Genomic DNA, 14,851 nt, shown 5'->3' with positions numbered 1-14,851 from the left:
CGGACAGTCGTCCGTTGGACAAGTCTTGACCGCTCGACCTGCACTGTCAACCACCTCGGGACGCTTGACAGAGCCCGTGAGGCGGACCACACTTTCGCCACTCGATCCTGTGACCGCCACACGGACGATCGTCCGGAACCGGCGATCCGTACCGACAGGAGATGACAGCGATGACCGCGGTGCTGTTCCGCAACGGTCTGGTTCTCACCATGGATGACGCCCACACGGTGCTCCCCGGCGCCGACGTCCTGGTCGTCGACGAACGCGTCGCCGAGATCGGCGTGGGCCTCGCCGCACCACCCGGCGCCGTCGAGATCGACGCTTCCGGCGGCATCATCATGCCCGGGATGATCGACACGCACCGGCACCTGTGGCAGACCGCGATGCGCGGCTACGGCGCCGACTGGACGCTCACCCAGTACTTCGTCTGGTACTACCTGGAGTCCGGGCGGCACTTCCGCCCCGAGGACATCCACGCCGGCAACGTCCTGGGCGCCCTGGAGGCCCTCGACGCCGGCGTCACCACCACCGTCGACTGGTCACACGGCCTGCAGACCCCGCAGCACGCCGACGCCGCCGCCGACGCCCTCGAGTCGGTCCCCGGCCGGTTCGTCCTCGCCTACGGCAACATCCAGCAGGGCCCGTGGGAGTGGGCGACCAGCCCCGGGTTCCGCGACTTCGTGTCCCGGCGGATCGGCGGCAACGACCTGCTGGGCTTCCAGATGGCGTTCGACGTCACCGGCGACCCCGCCTTCCCCGAGCGCGCCGCCTTCGAGGTCGCCCGCGAGCTGGACGTGCCCGTCACCACCCACGCCGGTGTGTGGGGCGCCACCAACGACGACGGCATCCGCCTCATGCACGAACACGGGTTCATGACCCCGTCGACGATCTACGTACACGCCGCCACGCTGACGAACGACTCGTACCATCGCATCGCCGCGACCGGAGGGTCGGTCTCGGTGTCCACGGAGAGCGAGCAGAGCGCCGGGCAGGGCTACCCTCCCACCTGGCAGCTGCGCGACCACGGCATCCCGGTGTCGTTGTCGATGGACACCAGTGTCTGGTGGAGCGGCGACCTGTTCTCCGCGATGCGCGCCACCCTCGGCGCCGACCGCTCCCGCGAGCACCTGCAGGCGCACGAGCGCGCCGAGACCGTCACCCACGTGCACCTGCGCGCCGAGCAGGTCGTCGACTGGGCGACCCGCGGCGGCAGCAAGGCCCTCGGCCTCGATAGTGTCGTCGGCAGCCTGCAGCCCGGGCGCAAGGCCGACGTGGTGCTGCTGAAGAACGACGACTCCCCCGTGATGTTCCCGATCCTCAACCCCTACGGCCACGTCGCCTTCCAGGCCCAGCGCGGCGACGTGCACACCGTGCTGGTCAACGGCCAGATCGTCAAACGCGACCACAAGCTCGTCGGCGTCGACCTCGCCAAGGCCCGTCTCGACGTCGAGCGGACCGTGGAACACCTCATCGCCACCATGGGCCCGGAGGCGTGGAAGCAGGGCATGAACCCCGACGTCCCTGCCACGAAGATCCTCGACAACCCCTACACCTACACCGAGTGGACGAACACCTGACGGCCACCCGGACGGATGGGCGCCGTGGCACGTTCCGGGGATTCGAGAGATCTACGGCATGCCTAACGTTCTCTCCAGCGGCACACCACGACTCCCCTGAGGGCGGACGAGAATGAGCGAGTACGACGGCGGCGAGCTCGACCCCGGCTACACCGGCGACGACCAGCCCGACACGTACGGCGGCGACGGTGGCACGGACTACGGTCAGATCGAGACCGGCCAGCAGCACGAGTCCCTCGACCAGCTGCACCAGGCGTCCGGCAGCGAGGCGGACTACAACAACCAGTTCAACGTGTACGAGCAGGACCACGCGGCCGCCGAGTCGACCTCGTTCGACCAGGGTCACCACGTCGAGTACTCCAACCCGTCGGGCGAGCACTACGAGGAGTCGGACTTCACGTCCTACGACCACTCGGCCGCCGAGTCGGACCACGTCTTCGCCGCCGAGGGCAGCGAGTCGTCGCACCAGGCCGAGTTCTCGACGCTCGACGCGCTGCGCGAGCAGCTCGACTCCGCCTTCACCTCGATCACCGAGGGGCACACCGGCGGTGGCGCCGAGGGCACCGAGGGCAGCGCCGGCCTCGGCGTGGCCTCCAACTAGTTCGTCCCCGAAAGGCCGCCCCCGCGTGGGGGCGGCCTTTCGCCGTCAGTGCGCCTCGGCGGGGTCGAGGCTGGACACCTCCGTGTCGAGCATGTGCTGGACGTGGCCGAGGGCGCGCGAGGTGTACGTGCCGGACTCCCGCGCGTCCAGCAGCGCCGCCTGTGCGGACTCCAGCAGGAGCCGGTGCAGCTCGCGGCGCTGGTGCGCGACGCTGGACTCGGTCCGGTCGTGCGGCTGGGTGAGCGCCTCGCCGAGCGCGGCGTTCTCCCGCCGGGCCGCGGCCAGGACCTCGGGGTCGAAGGGCGCACCGCTGGACTGCCGCAGGTCCGGGTTGTCCAGGACGTCCTCGCCCTCGGCGGTGATCTCACCGATCAGCCGGGCAAGCTCCCGCCGGTCCGCCTCGGCGTCGGTGCCGGCGATCCGCAGCCTCTTGATCAGCACCGGCAGCGTCGCGCCCTGGCCCAGCAGCGTGACGATCGCGACCGTGAACGCGATGAGGATCAGCTGGGCGCGGTGCGGAACATCCGGCGGCAGCGACTGCGCCGCGGCCAGGGTGACGACGCCGCGCATCCCGGCCCAGGCGAGCGCCGCGCCACCGCGCCAGCCGAGGCCCTCGGTCGTCAGGTAGGCGTCGTCGGCCTGTCGGCGGCGCACCAGCGAGGCGAGCCAGCCGGCCCGCGCCGACTCCTGCTGCGCGGTGAGCCGCTCCAGCATCCCCTGCAGGTGGTCGGTGCGGGCGACCGCCCGGCGCTGGTCCCGGCGCAGCATCGCGGTCAGCGGCACGATGAACAGCACCCGCAGCAGCACCAGCGCGGCCGTCACCGCCAGACCGATGAGGACGGTCCGGGCGACGTCGTCGTCACCGTGGTGGACGTCGCCGACCACGGTGACGATCTGGTAGCCCATGAGCAGGAACACGCCGTTGTCGAGCAGCAGCTGGATGGTGCGCCAGTTGGTGCGCTCGCTGATGCGGTCCTGCGCGGTGAAGTGCCGCGCGCTCTGATGCCCCGTGACCAGACCCGCCACGACGACGGCGAGGACGCCGGAGGCGTGGATCTCCTCCGCCGGGACGAACGCGAGGAACGGCACGATGAACGAGATCGCCGTGGTCAGCACCGGCTCGTCGAGCTTCGCCCGGATCCACACGGTGACCAGCCCGGCGAGCAGGCCGATGACGAGCCCGGCGGCGACGGCGAACGCGAAGTCGCCGACCACATCCCACAACGACACCACGCCCGCCGTCGCGGCGACCGCCGAGCGCAGCATCACCAGGGCCGTGGCGTCGTTGATGAGCCCCTCGCCCTCCAGCACGATGACGAGCCGCGGCGGCAGCCCGAGCCGCTTGCCGATCGAGATCGCCGCCACCGCGTCCGGCGGGCTGACGACGGCGCCGAGCGCGATCGCCGCGGCCAGGCTGAGGTCCGGGATCAGCCAGTGCAGCAGGAACCCGACGGCAAGGGCGGAGATGACGACGAGCAGCACCGACAGGCCACCGATCGCCTTCACGTTGCGCCGGAAGTCGGTGGCGTGCACGTTGACGGCGGCCGAGTAGAGGATCGGCGGGAGCACCACCGTGAGGATCAGGTGCGGGTCGACGTTCAGGTTCGGCACGAATGGCAGATAGCTGGCCCCGATGCCGACGACCACCAGCGCGATCGGCACCGCCACCCCGACCCGCGGCGCCGCCTTGGCGACGGCGACGATGGCGAGGACCGCCGCGATCGCGAGGACACCGTGCTGCAGGTTCATGCCACAGTATTTTTCGCACCCTCCCCCTCCGTCCGTCACCCGGGGTGAGATTTTAGGGTGATGCGATGACGGACGAGCTGGACCGGTTGCTGCGCCGCACCGCCGGCCTCGCGGACTCCGAGGCGCGCTGGCGGGTGGTGCGCGAGCTGCACGCCCGCACCGACCGCGAGGCGTTCGAGGCGGCCGGTCGCCTCGCCGGCGCCGGTGGCACCGCCGACCGGGTCCTGGGACTGGACATCCTGGGCCAGATCGGATACGCGGCGGACCGCCCGTTCCTGGAGGAGACCCTGCCCATCCTGATCGCGGCGTGCGACGACGACCGGCCCGACGTGCTCACCGCCGCCCTCACCGCGCTGGGGCACGTCCGTGACCACCGGGCGCTCCCTACGGTCCTGGCCCATGCCGGGCACCCCAGCGGGGACGTGCGGCACGCGGTCGCGGTCGCCCTGCCCGCGGTCGCCGGCGACCCGCCCGACGCCCGGGCCGTCGCGGCGCTGATCCTGCTGGGCGCCGACACCGACCCGGAGGTCCGGGACTGGGCCACCTTCGGGCTCGCCTCCCAGCTGGACGTGGACGACGCCACGGTCCGTGACGCCCTCGTGGCCCGGCTGGCCGACGAGGACGGCGACGCCGCCGGTGAGGCTCTGGTGGGCCTGGCCCGCCGTGGCGACCGGCGGGCCCTGGCGCCGCTGCTCGCCTGGCTCGCGGACGACCCCGGCAACCTGGTCGTCGAGGCGGCGGCCGAGCTGGGCGCACCCGAGGCGCTGCCCGCGCTGAGACGCCTCAAGGCCGCGGGCTGGCAGGACCGCGATCCCGTCCCATCCGTCCTCGACGCCGCGATCGAGGCCTGCGGCGACCGCACCGTTCAGGGCCCGGCAACCGGGTAGGGCTACGATGCGCTCCTCCAGCGATCGCGGGACACAGGCAGAGAGGCACCTGACATGACCGAATCAGTCGAGACCCGGGGCGATCAGCGCGACGAACTGCTCGCCGTCGACACCAACCAGGACGGTGCCGCCGACGTGCTGGCGATCGACACCGACGGCAACGGCAAGGCGGACCTGTTCCAGCTCGACAGCGACGGCGACGGCGCCATCAACGTCACCATGGTCGACCTCGACGAGGACGGCGTCATGGATGTCAAGGTCGACGGCGACGGCGGCCATCCGCCGGTGAGCTGACCGGCGGGCCGGGGCGCTTCCCGGGACGCGCCCCGCACCGCCGCCACTCACCGTGTGTGGCCGGCGGGTGGCGGTATGCTGCCGACGACCAGGTGGATGCGTGGTGTGGCGGCGGGGGCCGATCGGCGGGTGGCGGACAGCGTGCGGAGGCGGCGAAGCGTCGGGAACCTGCCGGTGGAGCTGTCGAGCTTCGTCGACCGGGCCGGTGAGCGGGCCGAGCTGCGGCGGTTGCTGACCGGTTCGCGGCTGGTGACGGTCACCGGGGTCGGCGGGGTGGGCAAGACCCGGGTGGCCCTGCGGCTGGCGGCCGAGATGGAGCGGACCTTCAGCGACGGCGCGTGGATGGCCGACCTGTCGGCGTTGAGCGACGCCGAGCTGCTGGTCGAGACGGTCGGACAGGTCTTCGGCGTGCGCAACCAGACCGTCCGGCCGCAGCTCGAGGTGGTGGCCGGGTATCTGGCGTCCCGCCGGGTGCTGCTGGTGCTGGACAACTGCGAGCACCAGGCCGGCCCGTGCGCCGCGCTGGTGGACGCGCTGCTGCGGGCGGCGCCCGGGCTGCAGGTGCTCGCGACCAGTCGGCAGCCGCTGGGGGTGAGCGGCGAGCAGGTGTTCCCCCTGCCCCCGTTGCCGGTGACGCAGACCGATGGGCCGGTGCTGGACGCCGGGTCGGTGCTGTTCGGCGAACGGGCCGCCGCGGCCGCGCCCGGCTTCGCGGTGACCGACGGCAACCGGGCGGCGGTGGCACGGGTGTGCCGCCTCCTGGACGGCATTCCGCTGAGCATCGAACTGGCGGCGGCGTGGGCACGGGTGCTGTCGGTCGAGCAGATCGCCGACCTGATCGAGGGCCGCCCCGGCGACCGGGTCCGGTTGCTGAGCCGGGGCGGCCCGGGCGAATCCGGCCGGCACGGTTCGCTGCGGACCGTTCTGGACTCCAGCCACGGGTTGTGTACCGCTGCCGAAGCGCTGCTGTGGGCCCGGGTGTCGGTGTTCGCCGGCGACTTCGACCTGGACGCGGTGCGTGAGGTGTGCTGCGACGACCAGCTCGACGTGGGTGACGTGCTGACGGTGCTCGCGGGACTGGTCGACAAGTCGATATTGATCACCGAACGGACGCCGTCCGGTGTCCGCTACCGCCTGCTGGACACGATCCGCGACTACGGACTCGACCTGCTGCGCGGCATGGGGCAGGAGCAGACGCTCCGGTGCCGGCACCGCGACCGCTATCTGCGCCTGGCCCACCGGTTCGACGCCGGATGGTGCGGGCCGGACCAGGCCGGCTGGTATGACCGGCTGCGGCGCGAACACCCGAACGTCAGGGCGGCGCTGGACTTCAGCCTGTCCGACCCGCGCGAGCACGCCGCCGGGCTGGAGCTGGCCGCGGCCCTGCGGTACTTCTGGTTCGCCTGCGGCTACGTGCGGGAGGGCCGGCATCACCTGGACCGGGCCCTGGCGCTCGACCCGCCGCCCGGTCCGGCGCTGACCCGGGCGTTGTGGGTCTGCGCGTGGCTCATCATGGTGCAGGGCGACCTCGACACCGCAACCGCGCTGCTGGACCGGTGCCGGCGGTTCGCCGAGGCCCAGCACGACGTGGCGGCGCTCGGGTGGGTCGGCTACGTCTCGGCGGTGACCGCCGTGTCGTCCGGTGACCTGTCGCGGGCGCTGGCCCTGGCCGAGGAGGCGCAACGCGCGCACCTGGCCGGTGGGGATCCCGGCACCGGTCTGCTCCTCGCGCTGAGCGCGCAGGCCCTGCCGCTGGCGCTGATGGGCGAGTTCGACCGGGCCGCCGCCCTGACGCGTGACTGCCGGGACCGGTGCGACGAGCAGGGAAACCTGTGGATGCGCTCGTACGCCGACTGGCTGGACACCGTCATCGCGCTGGGTCGCGGCGACGCCCGGGCGGCGGTCGGCCATGCCCGTGAGGCGCTGCGGGCCAAGCGGCGGCTGGGTGACAGCGTCGGCGCCGCCATGACGCTGGACCTGCTGGCCACGGCCACCGCGACGGGTGGCGACCTCGAACGCGCGGCCCGCCTGCTGGGGATCGCGCACCGGATGTGGCAGGCGATGGGGCTGCTGCGCAAGGCGTCACCCGACCTGAGCGCCACCTGCGGCCGCGCCGAGGAGCTCGCCCGGGCGCAGCTCGGCGGGCGGCGCTTCGACGCGGTACTCGCCGATGGGCTCGACCTCGACCTCGACGCCGGCCTGGCCTACGCCGCGGAGGAGAAGATCTCCCGGCGCGCGCCCGGCCACCCGCGGCTGCCCGCCGCGTGGGCGCCGCTGACCCGTCGCGAGATCGAGGTCGCCCAGCTCATCGCCGGCGGGCTGACCAACCAGCAGATCGCCGACCAGCTGGTGATCAGCCGCCGCACCGCCAACACCCACGTCGAGCACATCCGCACCAAACTGGACTTCACCTCCCGATCCCAGGTCGCCGCGTGGGTCGCCACCCGGCACCAGCCGCAGACCGGTGCCGCGCCGGACTGATCACCCGGCGCGGGATCCGTCCGGTAGATCGGTCAGCTGACCGATACGTCGCGGCGGCATGACCACGACGATGGTCCCGATGCACCCGCAGCGACCGCACGGCGCTGTGCCGGCGGCGGAGGGAGTGGGCATGACGGCGGCCGAGGAATCCGTGACGGCCTTCACCTGGAACCTGGACGCCGAGCACGCCGCCAAGCTGCGCACCACGGTCATCGGGACCCTCACCGAGCACCGTCCCGCGTCGATCGCGCTCGACCTCAGCGGGCTGGCGTTCGCCGATGCCGCCGGCGTGCGAGGACTCCATGACCTGCACGCCGAACTGGCCGCCGCCGGTTGCGCGCTCACCATCAGTCACGCACACGACCGAACCCGGCGGATGCTGTCGGCGGCCGGCCTGGACATGCTCTTCGCGGCGGCAGACACCCGGCGCCGCCAGTCCGAGCCCGGCAGCTGATCCACGCCGTCGCGCCGTCCAGGAGGTTGTGATGCCGCTGCGGTGGCTACCTGACCGGCGCGGCCTTCGACACGGCGGCGGCGCTGGACCGTCTCCACGCCGAGATCCAGCTGGCCCACGACCAGGGATTCGCCGTCCTGCGGGTGCTGCTCGACCTGCGCTGGGTGAACAGCAGCACCGCCATGCTGGACGCCTGGCGCGAATACGAGACCCGCGTCAACGGCCTGTTCGCCGCCGGTGACCTGATCGGGTGCTGCGTGTATGACGAGCGCAACTTCACCCGTCGCGACTGGCGGCTGCTGCACAGCGCGCACACCACCACCCTGCGCCCGGACACGGACAGCGCCGCCTCGCGGTTGCGGGTCAGGTGGAACGGCGAGCCGCCGGCGCTGCGCCTGCACGGCGAGACCGACCTCGGCAACCGCGCCGCGCTGCACCAGCTGCTCGCCGTGACCGCCCGGGCCTGCGGACCGCTCACGATCGACGCCACCGGGCTGCAGTTCGTCGACGTGGCCGCCCTGCGCGAACTGCTCGGCCTCGCCGCCGCCAGGACCGCCCCGACCACGATCCTGTGCCGGCCGCTGCTGGCCCGGCACCTGCGCCTGCTCGGCGCGGCCGGCATCGCCACGCTCAGCGTCGCCGTCGCGCTACCGGCGAACAGTGCGCCGCCCGCATGACGTCGCGGCGCGGCCGCGCACCGCGGCCGGTGGACGAACCGGCCACGGCGAGGCGGGGACCGCTCAGGACGAGCAGGTGTTCAGCATCGTCTGCAGCGCGGACTTCTCCGATGACTGCAGCTTCAGCGCCCAGTAGTGCTTCACGGCGATCCACATCTTGGCGTACGTGCACCGGTACGACGACAGCGACGGCTGCCACGTCGACGGGTCCTGGTCGCCCTTGGACTGGTTGACGTTGTCGGTGACCGCGATCAGCTGCGGGCGGGTCAGGTCGTTGGCGAAGCTCTGCCGCTTGGCGGTCGTCCAGGAACTGGCGCCGGAGCGCCACGCCTCGGCGAGCGGCACCACGTGGTCGATGTCGACGTCGGCCGCGGCGGTCCAGGTCGCACCGTCGTACGGGGAGTACCAGCGGCCCGAGGTGGCGGCGCAGGAGCTGTTGGTGACCACCGACGTGCCGTCGCGCTTGAGGACGGTCTCGCGGGTGTTGCAGGCGCCGCTGATGGTGATCCAGTGCGGGAACAGGTCACGGGAGTAGCCGCTGGAGGAGCCCTCGGTGGCGACGGTCAGCGCGGTGAGCCAGGTCTGCGCCGTTGCCTTCGACGGGATGCCGGTCGGGGCCGCGCCGGCCGGGGTGGTCAGGGCGAGCGCGGCCAGCGCGCCGGCCAGCAGCGCGGCGAGCAAACGGGAGGGTCGGGTCATTCCTGCTCCGATCAAGGCGATGACGCGGCACCGGTGCCGGGGCCGCCGCCGACAAATATCGACGATCACCAGTGTCACGGGCGACGGTCATGGCGTGAACATCCCGTGGACGTCCTACGACGCAACGGATGCACGACCCGTCACCGACCGTTCACATCCGAACGGGCCGGTCAGGACGCCGGTGCCGCCACGCGGGTGAACGCCGGGGGCGGCTGGTCCGCCGCGGGGACGCCGAGCGCCTGGAAGCCCGCCAGGGCGTCGCGCCGGTACCGCGCCGCGGTCGCCTCGTCGCCGAGCGCGGCGCAGGCCGCACCGAGCCCGTCGAGGGCCTGTGCGACCCGGTCGGGCTCGCCGAGCTCGCGGGCGATGAGCAGCGCCTTGCGGTGCAGGCCGGCCGCCTCCGCGGGCCGCTCCGGCCGCAGTGCCCGGCCGACCCCGTTGAGCGCCTCGGCCTCGAGGCGCCGCTCGCCGATGTCGGCGGCGATGGCCAGGGCCCGCCGGTGCTCGGTGAGCGCCTCGGCGGCCCGGCCCGCGAGCAGGTGCGCGTCGCCGAGCGCGATGCGCGCCTCGGCCTCGCCGAGCCGGTCGGCGACGCCCTCGAACATCCGCAGCGCCTGCCGCAGCTGTGCCGTCGCCTCACGGTCCAGGCCGCACTCGGCGTCGGTGCGGCCGAGCCCGGCGATCGCGACCGCCTCGGCGGTGACGTCGCCGACGTCGTGCAGGAGCCGGCGGGCGCGGTCGTGGCAGTCGCGGGCCTGCTCGTACCGGCGGTGCCGCTGGTGCACCTCGGCGAGGTCGAGCAGGTTGCGGCCCTGGCCGACCCGGTCGCCGAGGTCGGTGTAGATCCCGCCGGCCAGCTCGTAGCACTGCGTCGCGAGGCGGTACCGGCCGCGCAGCCAGTGGATGCGGCCGATGTTGCTCAGTTCCCGGGCCTCGCCGAGCCGGTGCCCGGCGGCCCGGAACGCGCGCAGCGCCTCGCGTTTGTGGGCGAGCGCGGCGTCGTACCGGCCGAGCTGGAACTCGTTCGAGCCGATGCTGCCCAGTGCCCTCGCCGCGCCGATCGGGTCGCCGACCCGCTCGTACAGTCGCATCGCCCGTCGCAGGTCGTCGATGGACTCCAGGTAGCGCTCGTCGCGGCCGCGGGCGGTGCCGAGCTCGAACAGCGCGGCCGCCTGCGCGGCGGGGTCGTCGCCGTGGGTGGCGAGGTCCAGCAGGTGCCCGTTGACGGCGAGACTGTCCGCGACGTGGTAACCGACCTGCAGGTAGCGCTGCACGACCCGGCCGAGCTCCACGGCGGGGCCCAGCGTCGCGCCGCCGCCGGCGAGGACCGCGGCGACGAGGTTCGGCCGTTCCAGGTCGAGCCACGCCCGGGCCCGCGCCACCGCCTCCGGGTCGGCCGGTCCGGCGTCGAACACGGTCGCCGACGCGGTGACGGCGCCGGTCAGGTAGTGGGCGTAGACGGAGGCGAGCGCCGCGTCGCGGTCCCCGGCGGCGAGTTCGGCGGCGGCGCGTTCTCGGGCGTAGTCGCGCAGCAGGTCGTGCATCGTCCAGCGGCCGGCGCCGACCCGGTCGACGAGGTGGGCGCGTTCCAGGGTCTCGGCCAGCCGCCGCACGTCGCCGCCGTGGAGGGCCTCGGCGGCGCCGGCGCCGAGCGATCTGCCGGGGTGCAGGCCGAGCAGCCAGAACAGGCGGGCCGCGGCGGGTGGCAGGTGCCGCTCCGACCAGGAGAAGACGGCCCGGACGGCGCTGTCGTCGTCGCCGGTGTCCAGCAGGTCGAGCCGGCTCCGCTCACCGTCGAGCTCGGCGGACAGCTCGGCGAGGGCACCTCGGGCCGCCCGGCGGCCAGCTCCGACGCGATCCGGATCGCCAGGGCAGCCGCGCGCACTGCCCGGCGAGGGTCGCCGCCGCGCCCGGCTCCTGCCCCGCCCGCGGGCCGGCGAGCCGCGTCAGCAGCGCGACCGCGTCGGCGGGGGCAGCACGTCGAGGCGGATCCGTTGCGCGCCGTCCCGGGCGACCAGTCCCGCCAGGGCGTCGCGGCTGGTGACCAGGACGGCGCAGGTGGCCGCGCCCGGCAGCAGCGGCCGGACCTGGGCGGCGCTGAGCGCGTTGTCCAGCACGATCAGCAGCCGGCGGCCGGCGGTGAGGCTGCGGAACCGGGCGGTGCGCCCGGGCAGGTCCGCCGGCAGGTCCGCGGCGGCGACGCCGAGCGAGCCGAGCATCGCCCCGAGCGCCGCCTCCGGCGCGAGCGGCTCGTCGTGGTGCGCGCCGCGCAGGTCGACGAAGAGCTGCCCGTCGGGGAACAGGTCCGCGACCTGATGGGCCCACTGCACGGCGAGGGACGTCTTGCCGACGCCGCCGGAGCCGCACAGCACCGCGATCGGCAGGGTGGCGGGGTCCGGTCGTGGTTCGAGGACCGCGGCGAGCCCGGCCAGCTCCGTGGACCGCCCGGTGAAGGCGTGCACGGCGGCCGGCAGCTCCCGCGGTACCACTGCCGCAGGATGCACCGCGATCGGCGCCCGCGGCGGGTCCAGCCGGGCTTCCTGGCGCAGGATCCGCGCGTGCAGCTCACGCACGGCCGGGCCGGGCTCGATGCCCAGCTCCTCGTCCAGCTGCCGGCGCAGCCGCTGGAACACCTCCAGGGCCTCGGCCTGCCGTCCGCTGCGGTACAGCGCGAGCATGTGCTGCGCGTGCACCGGCTCGTCGAACGGCTGCTGCCGCGCCCGCTCCTCCAGGTCCGCGACGAGCTGGGCGTGCTCACCGAGGTCGAGGCGCGCCTCGACGAGGGCGTGCGATGCCTCGGCGTGCAGCATCGCCAGCCGCTCCGCCTGCCGCTCCAGCCACGGCACCGCGCCGACGTCGGCGAGCGCCGGTCCCCGCCACAGCTCCAGCGCGGCCCGCAGCGCCGCCGCCGACGCGGCCGGGTCGGCGCCGGTGCGGCCCTGCAGGATCAGCCGCTCCGCGAGCTGGACGTCGGTCGCCGCACCGTCCAGGAGGTACCCGGGTGGCCGGGCGGCGATCGCGTCCCGTCGGCCGAGGACGGTGCGCAGGTGCGAGACGTGGCTCTGCAGGGTGTTCGCCGCCGTGGCGGGCGGCGCACCGGACCAGACGACGTCGACGAGGTGCTCGACGCTCACCACCCTGCCGGCGGACAACCCGAGCACGGCGAGGACCGCCTTGCGCCGCAGCCCGGAGACGTGCCGCACCACGTCCCCGTCGGCCACGTCGACCGGGCCCAGCATCCTCACCCGCACCCCGTGCACCGTATCCGCGCGGGTGCACCGGCCGGGACCAGTGCGTCGGACCCCCGACACGTTTCAGCGCCGTTTCAGCGCCGCTCCAGGGGTGCCCCGCACGGTCCTCGGTGCGCACCGCCAGACGGGCGGCGCCATCACCGAAGGTGGTTTTCACGTTGATCACATTTGTTCGCCGTGCACTGGTCGCGCTGATCCTCGGCGCCGGCCTCGCCGTCGCCCCGGTCGCGGCGGCACAGGCCGCGGAGGCTCCGGTGTGGAGCTCCTGGGACGTGGCGCACAGCGGCCAGTGCATGGACGTGCCCAACTGGGGCACCGGCAACAAGCTGCAGCTGCAGCAGTCGCCCTGCAACGGCTCCACGGCGCAGCTGTTCAACCTGGAGCCGGTCGGCGACGAGGGCTTCTACCTGATCCGCAACTACAACAGCGGCAAGTGCCTCGACGTCCGCGACCGCAGCAGGTCCAACAACGCGGTCGTGCAGCAGTACACCTGCCACGGCGACACCAACCAGTGGTGGTACAAGGCCCCGATCCTGACGGTGCCCGGCTATTACCACTTCGTCAACCGCAACAGCTGGAAGTGCCTGACCGTCCGCGACGGCAGCATCCTGGCCCTCGCCAAGCTGGTCCAGTACGACTGCAACCCGGGCGGCGTGACCACGCACCAGGCGTGGCGCTGACCGAGGGGAGCGCCCCGGCTCCCGGACCGGGAGCCGGGGCGACGTTCACGTCGCCGAGCCGCCGCGGGTGAGCGCGAGGGGGTCGACGACGCGGTCGAACAGCTCCTCGCTGACGCCGTTGGCGAGGGCGGCCTGCTTCAGGGTCAGGTCGTGGGCGATGGCGTGGTAGGAGATCACCGCGGCCTGGTCGTAGCCGATGACCGGCGACAGCGCCGTCACCATCATCACCGAGCGCTCGACGTTGCGGGTCAGCTGGTCCTCGTCGAGCTCGGCGCCCTCGACCATGAACACGCGGAAGTGCTCGGACATGTCGGCCAGGATGCGCGCTGAGTGCAGGTAGTTGTCGATCAGGACCGGCCGGAAGGCGTTGAGCTCGAAGTTGCCCTCGGCGCCGCCCATGGTGACCGCCACGTCCGCGGCGATGACCTGGATGGCGACCATGAGCATGGCCTCGGCCTGGGTCGGGTTGACCTTCCCCGGCATGATCGACGATCCCGGTTCGTTGGCCGGCAGCAGCAGCTCGTGCAGCCCGGTGCGGGGCCCTGATCCCAGCCAGCGCAGGTCGTTGGCGATCTTGAACAGGGTCACCGCCGCGGACTTGAGGCCGCCGTGCGCGCGCACCATCCGGTCGAGGGTGCCCTGCGCGGCGAACAGGTTGGGTGCGGCCTCGAAGGGAGCGCCGGTCATCTCGGCGATCTCCGTGGCGACCTGGGCACCGAAGCCGGCCGGGGCGTTGAGCCCGGTGCCGACGGCGGTGCCGCCCATCGCCAGCCGCAGCAGCCCGTGCGTGGCGTGCTCGACCTCGGCGATCGCGTCGCCGAGCGCCGCGTGGTAACCCGACCATTCCTGGCCGACGGTCAGCGGGGTCGCGTCCTCCAGGTGCGTCCGGCCGATCTTGACCACGTCGGCCCACGTGCGCGCGTGGTGCCCGAGCGCGTCCCGCAGCCGCTTGAGCGCGGGCGTGGTCTGCCGCGTCACCATCGTGTACGCGGCGATGTGCATGGCCGTGGGGAACGTGTCATTGCTCGACTGGCCCATGTTGACGTGGTCGTTGGGGTGCACCGGCTGCTGCGAGCCGAGCGTCCCGCCGACGAGCTGGATGCACCGGTTGGAGATGACCTCGTTGACGTTCATGTTCGACTGCGTCCCCGAACCGGTCTGCCACACATACAGCGGGAACTCCTCGTCCAGGGCGCCGCTGATCACCTCGTCGCACACCCGCTCGATCAGCCGGCCCTGCCACTGCGGCAGCCGGCCGGCGCGCGTGTTGACGACGGCCGCCGCCTTCTTGACGTAGCCGTACGCGTGGTACACCTCCTTGGGCATCCGGTCGTTGCCGATGTTGAAGTGTTCGAGGCTGCGCTGGGTCTGGGCGCCCCAGTAGTGCCCGGCGGGCACGTCGACGTCGCCGAGGCTGTCGAACTCGCGGCGGGTGCCGGTCGCGTCGAGGCCGATGGGGACGTCGCGGACCTTCGGCGCGATCTGGCTGACAGTACTCATG

13 protein-coding genes are annotated in these 14,851 nt (G+C 73.2%); 8 read left to right on the top strand and 5 right to left on the bottom strand.

Annotated features, from left to right (window positions below):
* Positions 1–161: 161 nt before the first annotated feature.
* Both OHA72_RS30865 and OHA72_RS30860 read left to right on the top strand, forming a co-directional pair.
* Positions 162–1,577, top strand: a complete 1,416-nt coding sequence (locus tag OHA72_RS30865; protein WP_327011296.1) for an amidohydrolase family protein — start codon at positions 162–164, stop codon at positions 1,575–1,577.
* 112 nt (positions 1,578–1,689) lie between these two features.
* A complete protein-coding gene (locus OHA72_RS30860; protein ID WP_327011295.1) occupies positions 1,690–2,178 on the top strand; it encodes a hypothetical protein in 489 nt (162 codons plus the stop codon).
* Positions 2,179–2,223: 45 nt separating this feature from the next.
* Here the strand turns inward: OHA72_RS30860 and OHA72_RS30855 are convergent, their stop codons facing one another.
* Complete coding sequence (locus tag OHA72_RS30855; protein ID WP_327011294.1) at positions 2,224–3,927, bottom strand: cation:proton antiporter; 1,704 nt, start codon at positions 3,925–3,927, stop codon at positions 2,224–2,226.
* 65 nt (positions 3,928–3,992) lie between these two features.
* Between OHA72_RS30855 and OHA72_RS30850 the strand changes: the two genes are divergently transcribed.
* The 5 genes from OHA72_RS30850 (at position 3,993) to OHA72_RS30830 (ending at position 8,720) form a co-directional block, all read left to right on the top strand.
* Positions 3,993–4,814, top strand: coding sequence for a HEAT repeat domain-containing protein (locus OHA72_RS30850; RefSeq protein ID WP_327011293.1), 822 nt, complete (start codon positions 3,993–3,995; stop codon positions 4,812–4,814).
* A gap of 54 nt (positions 4,815–4,868) precedes the next feature.
* Positions 4,869–5,108 (top strand): hypothetical protein, encoded by a 240-nt coding sequence (locus tag OHA72_RS30845; protein ID WP_327011292.1) that lies wholly within the window; start codon positions 4,869–4,871, stop codon positions 5,106–5,108.
* Between the two features lie 141 nt (positions 5,109–5,249).
* A complete protein-coding gene (locus OHA72_RS30840) occupies positions 5,250–7,589 on the top strand; it encodes an ATP-binding protein (RefSeq protein WP_327011291.1) in 2,340 nt (779 codons plus the stop codon).
* Between the two features lie 130 nt (positions 7,590–7,719).
* Positions 7,720–8,043: an STAS domain-containing protein gene (locus tag OHA72_RS30835; RefSeq protein WP_327011290.1), complete on the top strand. Its 324-nt coding sequence runs from the start codon at positions 7,720–7,722 to the stop codon at positions 8,041–8,043.
* 50 nt (positions 8,044–8,093) lie between these two features.
* Complete coding sequence (locus OHA72_RS30830) at positions 8,094–8,720, top strand: MEDS domain-containing protein (protein WP_327011704.1); 627 nt, start codon at positions 8,094–8,096, stop codon at positions 8,718–8,720.
* Between the two features lie 63 nt (positions 8,721–8,783).
* Here OHA72_RS30830 and OHA72_RS30825 read toward each other — a convergent pair whose 3' ends face one another.
* From OHA72_RS30825 to OHA72_RS30815, 3 genes are all read right to left on the bottom strand, one after another.
* Positions 8,784–9,419, bottom strand: a complete 636-nt coding sequence (locus tag OHA72_RS30825; RefSeq protein WP_327011289.1) for an HNH endonuclease family protein — start codon at positions 9,417–9,419, stop codon at positions 8,784–8,786.
* Positions 9,420–9,589: 170 nt separating this feature from the next.
* The gene (locus OHA72_RS30820; RefSeq protein WP_327011288.1) at positions 9,590–11,032 is read right to left on the bottom strand and encodes a tetratricopeptide repeat protein; all 1,443 of its coding nucleotides are present in this window, start codon (positions 11,030–11,032) and stop codon (positions 9,590–9,592) included.
* A 333-nt stretch (positions 11,033–11,365) separates the two neighbouring features.
* On the bottom strand, positions 11,366–12,670 hold the full coding sequence (locus OHA72_RS30815; RefSeq protein WP_327011287.1) for an AfsR/SARP family transcriptional regulator: 1,305 nt from the start codon (positions 12,668–12,670) through the stop codon (positions 11,366–11,368).
* A 158-nt stretch (positions 12,671–12,828) separates the two neighbouring features.
* Between OHA72_RS30815 and OHA72_RS30810 the strand changes: the two genes are divergently transcribed.
* Positions 12,829–13,350, top strand: coding sequence for an RICIN domain-containing protein (locus tag OHA72_RS30810; RefSeq protein ID WP_327011286.1), 522 nt, complete (start codon positions 12,829–12,831; stop codon positions 13,348–13,350).
* Positions 13,351–13,395: 45 nt separating this feature from the next.
* Here OHA72_RS30810 and OHA72_RS30805 read toward each other — a convergent pair whose 3' ends face one another.
* Entirely contained in the window at positions 13,396–14,850 is a 1,455-nt protein-coding gene (locus tag OHA72_RS30805; protein WP_327011285.1) for a class II fumarate hydratase, read from the bottom strand.
* Position 14,851 lies beyond the last annotated feature (1 nt).

This window comes from Dactylosporangium sp. NBC_01737 (assembly GCF_035963215.1).
In the GTDB taxonomy this organism is placed as follows: domain Bacteria; phylum Actinomycetota; class Actinomycetes; order Mycobacteriales; family Micromonosporaceae; genus Dactylosporangium.
Note: the sequence above shows the minus strand (reverse complement) of the source record. Positions and strands in the feature narration are given on the sequence as shown.